Source organism: Protofrankia sp. CiP1_Cm_nod3, from assembly GCF_982290655.1.
In genome coordinates this window covers 11,936-21,274 of sequence record NZ_CEVIVD010000071.1, presented here as the reverse complement: position 1 = coordinate 21,274, position 9,339 = coordinate 11,936, and the positions used below count along the sequence as shown (strand labels likewise).

Genomic DNA, 9,339 nt, shown 5'->3' with positions numbered 1-9,339 from the left:
AGCCCTGCGTGGACCACGTTCCCTCCCCGCCTGCCGATGAGCAACTGGACGGTCAATCATCAGCGCGTGCATATGCACGTACTTCGTGGGAAGGATACAGCACGGTCATTCGCACGTGCATATGCGAGACCGGCCCCAGGGTGTGGTTACTGGCCGTGCGCTTCGGCCGACTTGCCGGCCGGCATCTCCCCGTCCGCTCCGGATGCGCCGAGGTGGACGAAAAACAAGATCGTTATTGCTGTTCGGGTGGTGGCCGTTTTCCGATCACCGTTATCACGAAGCGTATCGGTTGACGCCGAGCGCTCCCCCCCGTCGTTCGGGCGTGGACGTCTGGAGCGTCGAGCTCGGGGTGTGGGGGCTGGAGCGTGGAGGGCTGCCCGGGATGTGGCGGTTTTTGCTGGCCGCATGCGTTGCACATGGTCCCGGTGCGCTAGTATTCTTACTATCTGTAATTTTGTTAATTCTCGTCGTTATCGCCGCGTACGGTTCGTCCGCTGCGGGGCACCACCGCTTGGCCAACCTGGGGGACGGTCATGGTGCTGGGACGGGTTGAGCGGCTCGTCGAGCGGGTCGCGGTGGTTGAGCAGGTCGCGGCCGAAGTCAGCCTGCGTACGTTGCGCAATCAGTGGGACGAGGTTGGGCAGCAGCTTCTCGACCTGCTAAGAACCCCCGAGCTGCTGCGGATCACCGAACTGGACCGCCGGCTCGCCGGTTTCGACATCGCCGCCTTCCGTTCCGCCAGCACACGTGTCGAGCGGGACCGACGTGTCGAGGAGCTCGTCGCCGTCCACGACGGTGCCAACCGCCGGCTGTGGGAGGCCGAACGGGCCCGTGACAGCTGCCGGTCGGCCGCCAGCGACGCGGCCACCGCCCTCGCGGCGGTCGAGCGGGCACGTTCTGATCTTGCTGAGGCCATCCGGTTACGCGCCGAGGTCCAGCGGTTGGAAGCCAGAGCCGCTCACACCGCCTCCATGGTGCTTTTCGCCGAGAGACGGTTACGGGATGCTCGCAGACAGCGAGACAGGCTTGCCAACGACTGGCGGAGTGACCGGTTCGGCAACCGCAACGAGCGATCGCGTCTTGGGGGCCTCGTGTCGCGACGGCAGAGCGAGTTCGGCGCAGCCGTGGCGGCAGCCGCCGAGGCGGACCGTCGGCTCTGTCAGCACCGCGCGCGTGTCGAGCCGCTGATCACCGCTCACGAACGGGCCGCCGCGTCGGTGACTGCCGAGGAGATCGCCCGTCGGGACGCCGCCGCGGGCCGGGCGTGGTCGGCGCTTGCGGAGGCGAACCGGGTCTGCCGTGCCATCGCCGAGGAAATCGATCATTGTGAGGCTGCCCTGGCCGAGGTGGCCCGACAGCCAGGCGCGACCGACGAGGACCGGCAAACGGTCGAGGACGCGGAACGCGATGGCTGTTCGGCGCTCATCCGTGAGCGGGAACGCCTGGTGGAGCTCGTGGCCCCGCTGCTCGCCCGCCGCAGGGATCTGGAGCGGCGCTACGAGCAACTGTTCGCCGACGCGGCGGGATATCCGTCGGAGGAAGCCTGCTGACCGGCCGACGAGCTGGCGCGGACCGGCGGGAGGATAGAGACGGCCAGGAAGAGAACGCGGGATACAAGCCAGAGGTATCCGAGAAAGAACGTCAGGGCGCGCCGACGGGCCTGCCCACCGTACCGCTGGCCAGGACCTGGCGTCGCGTCAGCCGGGGAGGAGAGTTCCGCATGACCCGCGCCGGTGACGTCGTGGCGTTGTCGTGTCGTTCCGGCTCCGACAACGCCACGGACGGGACCTCTGCCGTATCTGCCCTCCTGCTTTCCTAGTTGTTCCGCCAGGGGCCGGTGATCGCGATGGTCAGGCCGTCGACCTGGGCGTTGGCGTACAGCCACGTGCCGTCCGGGGAGAACGTCACGCCGGCCCACTCACCGTCGGAAGCGACGTTGCGTGCCAGCGGATAGACGGTGCCGTCGTCACCCACGACGGTCAGGTAGTTCTCACCGTCGCCGTCCTCGGCGAGCACGATACGGCTGCCGTAGGGAGAGATGGTGATGTTGTCAGGGCCGTCGAAACGCCCGCCCGGGGCGATCCTGACCACCAGTTCGATGGTCGACTTCCGCGGGTTGAACTCCCAGACCTGCCCCTCGTGCACACCTGCCAGCCTGGAGCTGGCCTTGGCATAGCTGGAGACGATGTAGGCGCTCGTCCGCTCCCAGAAGATTCCCTCGGCCTTGGACACGCGGGTGACCGCGTTGTCGGCGAACTGCTTGCGGACCGGTGTGGTCGTCGCGTCCGGGTCGGGCACGTCGACCCAGGTGACCGGCAGTGTGGTGCCGAGCTCGGTGAACACGGAGAGATCGGGTACGTCGGCCACCGCGAGTGCCTGCAGCTTCCCGCCCGCCCGCAGGCTGCCCGGGCCGCCCAGCGGCTTCGCCGGCAGGAACCGGTAGATCAGCCCGAGCGGCGAGCCCGCGTCCTCGGTGAGGTACAGGACCCCGGTCTTGGGGTCGACCGCAACCGCCTCGTGCGCATAGCGCCCGAGCGCTTTCAGCGGGACGGCCTCGGTGTCGTTCAGGCGGCCCTGGGGATCCACCTCGAAAACGTAACCGTGCTTCTTGGTCAGGCGGGCATCCGAGGCCGGGGTCAGTTCGGTCTCCTCGCACGACAGCCATGTTCCCCACGGGGTGTGGCCGCCGGCGCAGTTGCGGATCGTTCCGGCGAGGCTCGCCACCTGCGAGAGCAGTTGGCCGCCCTCGACCGTGACGGTGGTGGTGCCGCCCGCGGCACCCGGGTCGTAGACGAGCCCGGGCAGGTGCGGAACCGGGTTCGCCGCGCCGGGGGAAAGCTCATGGTTACGTACCAGTACCGCATTGTTGCGCTTGCGTCCGGGGAAGGCGAACATGCCGTCCGGGAGCCCCGGAAGTTTCTCGCCCGTCAGCACCGTGTCCACACCGGCCCGGGAGAGAACCTTGTACTGGAAGCCCTTGGGGAGGTCGGCGATTTTTGCGGGGTCGGGGATGAGCTCCCCATAGCCGTGGAACCCGTTCGGCGTCGCGGCCGAGGCAGTCCCACCGAAGATCGAACCAACCGCTCCTGACAACACGAATCCCAGACCCGCCGTTCCGGTGCCGGCGATGACCTGGCGACGACTCACAGACATGGGTAATTGTCCCCTCTTTGAAATACCGGGTCAGCACGTTTGCAGACCTACGTGGACGCGAGGCAACACCCAGTCGAACGGCAGTCGACCATCTGATCTATGTATTCCGCCGGATACTGATCACGGGGCCGGATTCATTGAAAATTCATCGGAAGTTCCGTTTTTCGGAAATGCTGGATTCGGCTCGCGGCAAGCCGGGAGTCACTGCTCCCGGCACCCTCGCGGGCAATGCCCGTAACGAGCCCGCCACGGGGCCCTGCTCGGATCCGTCCAGCTTCTGCGTGCGCGGCCGCCGGGGCTCAGGCCCTCGCGGCCGCCGCACCGGTCGTCATGTGGTCTCCCGGGCCTCGCGGTCGAACAGGGCTTTCAGGCCTGCCAGGGTGATGATGGCGCTGATGGTCGCCCCGTTCGCCAGGATGATCGTTATTTCGTTGGTGAGCAGACCATAGCTCAGCCACAGAGTCACCCCCAGCCCGAGGATGCCCAGATAGGTCCAGGAGATGTCCCTGGCGGACCGTGTCCGCCAGGACCGCAGGAGCTGTGGCAGCCAGCATCCCGTCGTCAACGCGCCTGCCAGCAGGCCCAGTATCGTCATCCGCGTCCCCTCCCGTTGTTCCGGTCGAGGATATAGCCGAAGATATAGAGGTCTGCCGGAAGCGTTCCGAAAGATCCGAAAGAAAGGTGTTCACTGGCTGGCTGCCCCCTTGACCGTGCCGGTCGTGCCATGGCCTGACCTGCGGCTGTATTGTTTGCGTGCTCGAGGGGCGGGCGACGTCCTGTGATGCTTGTCATAGCGCGTCATGCGCGCTCCTGGGCCGGTGCACGGACGAATCCGCGTACCCACGGTAGCCGGTATGCCAGTGCCGTCGACGCCGAATACCCGCGAATACCCGCTGCGCGGGATGCTGTCGTTGAGTGTACCCGAGCGGCTTCGCCCTGGCCATTCGATGGAGCTCTGAACATTTGGCGGGGGTCGCCGGATGTTCTGGCATGAAATCCTTGGCGGAGGGGTGCGTCCGGCCGGTTCTCGCGTTACCGTCAACATGTCCACGTTGGTTGCCTGGCTTCGCCCCTGAGCCGTCGGAGTGATGGGCATGTACGTGCAGGTCGGCTGGCTGTCCGCGGGCTGTCGTAACCGGCCCGCATATTCTTCTGGTCGTGGGCCGCAATGAGCCGGCCCGTGGGCTGGGACGTTCTCGGCCTGGATGCCGATCCGACGCCTGGCGACCCCTCTGCCGTGCGGGATCTCGCGCGCCGGCTCCTGGAGTTCGCCGCGGACGTGGAACGCGCCCGCGGCCAGGTCGCCGCGCTGACCGCCGACGGGGCCGCGCGGTCCTGGCTGGGGCGGGCCGGCGACGGCTACCGGGACGAGCTCGGCGAGTTCCCCGGGCAGTTGCGTGCACTCGAGACGTCCCACCGCATGGCCGGGGACGCGCTGAACGCCTACGGGCCGGTCCTGGAGACGGCGCAGGCGCAGGCGGATGCCGCGCTCGCGAGCGGCCTGGACGCGTGTGCCCGCCGCGATCAGGCCCATGCGCTGGCCGCCCTGGCGCGGACCGCGCTGATTTCCGCGTCGCCCGCGGTGGCCATACCCGTTGCTGTACCTGCCACCGCCGTACCGGGCGTGTCGGCCTCAGGCCTCTTCGCCGGCCCGGTCGAGGCGCCTCCACCTGATCCGGCCCAGGTCACGTGGGCGATCCACGACCGTGACACGGCCATGGCCCGTCTCGAGCGGGCGAGAAGAACCTTCCAGGACGCGCAGGCCGACCTGGACACGGCCCGTCGCCTCGCCTCGTCCGCGCGGCAGATGCGGGAGGATGCCGCGACGATCTGCGCGGCCGCGATCCGTGCCGCTTCCCGGGCGGGAATCCGGAACAGGTCCCGCCATTTCTGGGAGGTCGTGACAGAACACGCCGGGCGATTCTGGAACGCGGCTGTCCGGGCCGCGAAAACCACCGTCGCCGTCCTGGGCGTGGTCGCGCCCGTCATCGGTGGGCCGGTCGCGTGGGTGGTGTTTGCCGCCGCGCTCGTGGTCCTTGCCGACACCCTCGCCCGGTATGGCGCCGGCCGCGCCTCCCTGGGGGATGTCGGGCTTGCGCTGCTCGGCTGCGTTCCCGGCGGCGGCGGGCTCGTCACGCTCGGCGAACTCGCTCGCGACGCACATGGCGCCGGCCAGGTCCTGACCGGGGGGCGGCTCCGTTCCGCGCCGGCAACCGGCGGCACCCGCCTTACGTCGCTGGCCGCCGACATCCGGAGCCTGCGGGTACGCACCAGCACACTGTCGCGGAACTTCCCGGGCCGGCACCCGCCGACGGGCGAGGGGGCCGTGAACGCCGACGGTGCGCCGCCCATCGCCGATGGCGCGACCGCCGGCTCGGCGGGTGCGACGGGGTAGGCCGGTGACGGAGGGCTCACGCCCACCGCTGAACAGAATGCCGCCGTGGACCGTTTCCTGGCGCAGGCCGCCGGGGCGGAACCAGATATTCGCGCAGCAACGTTATCACTGACGGTGGCACGTCGGCCAGACGCTGATGACAGCTTCGACGCGAAAACGATCGGGCACGCGCTGTACGAGCAGGCTCGGTTACCCGGTGCCAGCGCGGCGCGTCGAAGCGAACCCGACGCGGAACAGGACGCGGTCCTCGTCCGGGTACCTGTTTCGGCCGGCGCCGTGGATCTGACGCAGGGAGTGGATCCGACGTAGGGAGTGGAGACACACGGAACGCAGGCGGCGGATCCGACGTAAGGAGTCATGATGAGCCGGACGACGTACTACTTCGCGACCAATCCGTTGATTCCGGAAAAAGGGTGATAAGCGTTTTCCGTCACCGGAACGGTACGCGGCCCGTGGACGAGGTTTTCTCCCGGGACGGACGATGGCACACGACCGGCTACAGGGCTCCGCGCACCTTCTCCCATCCCCGATGACCCGCCCATCCCCGATGGCCTGTCCGTTCCCGTCGACTGTCGGATGCGGAGTGTCACCTGATTACGATCAGCGCTGTGCTTCCCGACCCCGGGTGGCCTGGCCTCGACCGGGCACATGCGCTGGCCGAGCAGGCGCTCACCTCATATGATCTTGGAGTTGCTCCCGTCGTCGGTCTGCTGGGAGTTTCGGAGAACATCACATACCAGGTGGACGACCTGGCCGGGGGGTGCCGGTGGGCATTACGGCTGTACCGGCCCGGCTACCACCCGCCTGAGGAGATCGTTTCGGAGCTGGCCTGGATCCAGGCGCTGCGTCATGACGGCGTCATCCGTACGCCGCGGGTGGTTCCGAGCCGTGACGGGGAACTGGTAACCGCGATCGCGCATGACCCACCCGTCCCGGGGGCGCGGTCGGCTGGTTCCGGTGGGCCGCGCTATGCGGCGCTCTTCGAGTGGGTGCGGGGATCCTCGCCGCATCCGTCGGACGCCGCGGGCCTCCTGCGTGGGTTCGGTGCGCTGGGTGAGATCACGGCGCGGCTGCACCAGCATGCCCGTGCCTGGCAGCCACCGGCTGGCTTCACCCGGTTCGCCTGGACGTGGCGGACGACCCTCGGATCGGAGGGCCGGTGGGGGAGGTGGCAGGACGGGATTCGCATCGCAGCCAACGGCGACCGGAACGGGCCGAAGATGATCGACAGTGACGGGATCGCCGTCCTGGCGCGGGCGGCCGAGGAGATCCGCCGCAGGATCGAGCGGTTCGGCACCGGGCCGGACCGGTTCGGTCTCGTCCACGCGGACATGCGCCTGGCGAACCTGCTGGTCGACGGGCGGTCGGAGGAGCCAACGGTCATCGACTTCGACGACTGCGGGTTCAGCTGGTACCTCTTCGACCTGGCCGCGTCCCTGTCCTTCATCGAGCATCGGCCCGATGTGGGCGGCCTCGTCGATGCCTGGCTCACCTCCTACCGACAGCACATGCCCGTGTCGGCCGAGGAGGAGGGCATGATCGCGACGTTCGTCCTGTTGCGCAGGCTGTTGCTGGTGGCATGGCTGGGCTCCCGCCCGGAGGCGGACGCGGTTGCCAGCGTCGCCGAGTACGCGACGACATCCTGCGATCTTGCGGATGACTATCTCAGCGGATCATGTTTGCTGACTCTTCGGTCGTGAACATGTGATCTTCGCGTGTGTCCTGGGCTGTTGTGACGCAGTCGTTTCCCCCTGTAGTAGCTGGACGGTAGCGTCAGGGCGCGTGGAGGGCGTTACCCGATATGCAAGGATGAGCTCCCCGCTGGGGCCGTTGCTGCTCGCTGGTGATGATGTTGGCCTGTGCGCGGTCCACATGGGGGAGCGGGCGGCGGGCTCCGGGTGGCCGGAGGTCATCGAGCCGGATCCGGCGTCCCTGCGGGACGTGATCGAACAGCTAGAGGCGTATTTCATCGGTGATCTGCTTACTTTCGACGTCCCGCTGCATCCGGTCGGCACGCCGTTCCAGCGCGCGGTGTGGGAGGCGGTGGCGGCCATCCCCTACGGTGCGACCAGCAGCTACGCGGAGATCGCCAGAGCTGTCGGGCGGCCGTCGGCCTTCCGCGCGGTGGGGCTCGCCAACGGTCGTAATCCGCTTCCGATCATCATTCCGTGTCATCGTGTGATCGGCTCCAGCGGCTCTCTGACGGGGTACGCCGGTGGTCTCGGCCGTAAGCGGCACCTTCTTGATCTCGAGCGTCGCACCCTTGGCCGCGGCTATCAGGATGATCTCGGGCTCGCTACTCTCGATTCCGCCGATCTCGGGCCGCGTCGGTTGGCTCCGGAAGAACCGATCATGGCTGTTCCGTCGCCTCGGACCGTGACATAAGCGGTTGCTCGTCCGGACTGGGGGCAGGGCTCGACGACCACTGGTTCGATCATGTTTTCGTTGCGTAGCGTTTTGTTTTGTCTTTCTACAGGATGCGGTTGAGGCGCCGTGTGGCCCGTCCCGGTCCCTGTCGTGCCCGATTTGTTGATCTTTTGGATTCGTGACCCGGTCGTTCGATGTGTTATTTTGGGTATCCGATGATTTTGTGGTGGTTGGGGCGCTTCGTCGCCGGTGATGGATCATCTGGGCGGGCTCTGCTGTCCGCCTCTCTCCTTGCGTGGACGGTTGAGATGACCGCCAAAAGAAATGAATCAGTTACCCAATTCTGACACAACGACTTCGTGAAGTTGTGTTGTCCTCGTGTGGCGATGGTGGTCGGCGGGCGCCTCGTCGTTCTTGCTGACGGAGTACCTTGCTTGAACGCGGATCGAACGATGTCGGCGCATCCGACAATAGGATCTTGGATTGAGGAATGAGGGTGGGGGCGTGCACCCGGGCCCACCGGATCAACTTCCGGGCCTGCCGGATCAGCGTGACTGATCCGGCAGGCATCCCGGAATCGGTGGGAGCCCCGGGAGCACCGGCAAATATGATCGTGTCACTTCTGACCCGACGGTGACGGAGGAATCCGGGCCGTCGGTGACGCGCCGGGAACGCGGTCGTTCCGTCTTTGGTCCAGAGTGTGTCCGATGGATGTTGGTCGTCCGGGCGGTCGCCCGCGCGACCGAACATCCATCAGATACGCCATAGGCCAAGGCATCCGCCGTCATGTCGGACGCTGTCCCTGGCGATGTGGCACGACGTGATGTGACGTGGCGTCTCCGGTGATGTGGAGTTCCCGACGGGAAGCCCTCCGCCGTCAGCGGGACGCGCTGTTTGGTCGATACCAACTGGCCGGAAGGAGGAATGTGGCCGACAACACACAGGTGTCGGATGCGAAGGCCGCGGCCGGCAGGCAGCTTGCCATCCCTGGCGTGCTGGTGCTCATGCCCACGCCCGATTCCGGTACACCAGTGGCGGATCCCTCGGCCTGGCAACGCGCGGTGCTGCGCTCGCGCCTCCCGCGCGCCGCCAAGCTGGTCGCGCTCGCGCTCGCCAGCCACTGTGGCCTCCGCGTCGGCGAGCTGGTGGTCCCGGGCCTGGACGGATCCGTGGCGGTCTGCTCTCCGGGGCTTGTGACGCTGGCCTCCGAGACCGGCTACAGCCGTACCCACGTGCAGCGGCAGATCCGGCTGTTGCGGAATCTGGGCTGGCTGCTCGGGCTGAGCAGGCCCGCCGTTCGCCGGCCCGCGAGCTTCGCGCTGACCATGTCCGGTCAGGTCCGCACGGGCGGACCAGCCCCGGTGGTGACTGATACTCCGGTAGCGGCTGGCCCGGCTGGCCCGGCTGCTCCGGCTGCTCCGGCT

At 67.5% G+C, this 9,339-nt stretch carries 7 protein-coding genes and 1 pseudogene; 6 read left to right on the top strand and 2 right to left on the bottom strand.

Translation table 11 applies throughout. The features are described 5' to 3' along the window. The first annotated feature begins 536 nt into the window (after positions 1-536). Complete coding sequence (locus AC5LUJ_RS14680; RefSeq protein ID WP_493465107.1) at positions 537-1,550, top strand: hypothetical protein; 1,014 nt, start codon at positions 537-539, stop codon at positions 1,548-1,550. Between the two features lie 265 nt (positions 1,551-1,815). Here the strand turns inward: AC5LUJ_RS14680 and AC5LUJ_RS14675 are convergent, their stop codons facing one another. Together AC5LUJ_RS14675 and AC5LUJ_RS14670 are read right to left on the bottom strand one after the other, a co-directional pair. After that, entirely contained in the window at positions 1,816-3,153 is a 1,338-nt protein-coding gene (locus AC5LUJ_RS14675; protein ID WP_250282969.1) for an alkaline phosphatase PhoX, read from the bottom strand. A 328-nt stretch (positions 3,154-3,481) separates the two neighbouring features. Then, positions 3,482-3,748 carry a SemiSWEET family sugar transporter gene (locus tag AC5LUJ_RS14670; RefSeq protein WP_250282967.1) on the bottom strand — a complete coding sequence of 89 codons (267 nt, stop codon included), beginning with the start codon at positions 3,746-3,748 and terminating at the stop codon, positions 3,482-3,484. A 585-nt stretch (positions 3,749-4,333) separates the two neighbouring features. Here AC5LUJ_RS14670 and AC5LUJ_RS14665 point away from each other — a divergent pair. The 5 genes and pseudogenes from AC5LUJ_RS14665 to AC5LUJ_RS14645 all read left to right on the top strand — a co-directional run. Further along, on the top strand, positions 4,334-5,548 hold the full coding sequence (locus AC5LUJ_RS14665; protein WP_250282965.1) for a putative T7SS-secreted protein: 1,215 nt from the start codon (positions 4,334-4,336) through the stop codon (positions 5,546-5,548). A gap of 45 nt (positions 5,549-5,593) precedes the next feature. Next, on the top strand, positions 5,594-5,857 hold the full coding sequence (locus tag AC5LUJ_RS14660; RefSeq protein WP_250289589.1) for a hypothetical protein: 264 nt from the start codon (positions 5,594-5,596) through the stop codon (positions 5,855-5,857). 299 nt (positions 5,858-6,156) lie between these two features. Next, complete coding sequence (locus AC5LUJ_RS14655) at positions 6,157-7,248, top strand: phosphotransferase enzyme family protein (RefSeq protein WP_493465106.1); 1,092 nt, start codon at positions 6,157-6,159, stop codon at positions 7,246-7,248. A 109-nt stretch (positions 7,249-7,357) separates the two neighbouring features. Then, positions 7,358-7,933 carry a methylated-DNA--[protein]-cysteine S-methyltransferase gene (locus AC5LUJ_RS14650; protein WP_445548660.1) on the top strand — a complete coding sequence of 192 codons (576 nt, stop codon included), beginning with the start codon at positions 7,358-7,360 and terminating at the stop codon, positions 7,931-7,933. Between the two features lie 908 nt (positions 7,934-8,841). After that, positions 8,842-9,339 (top strand): annotated as a pseudogene (locus tag AC5LUJ_RS14645) (hypothetical protein); the annotation flags it as partial.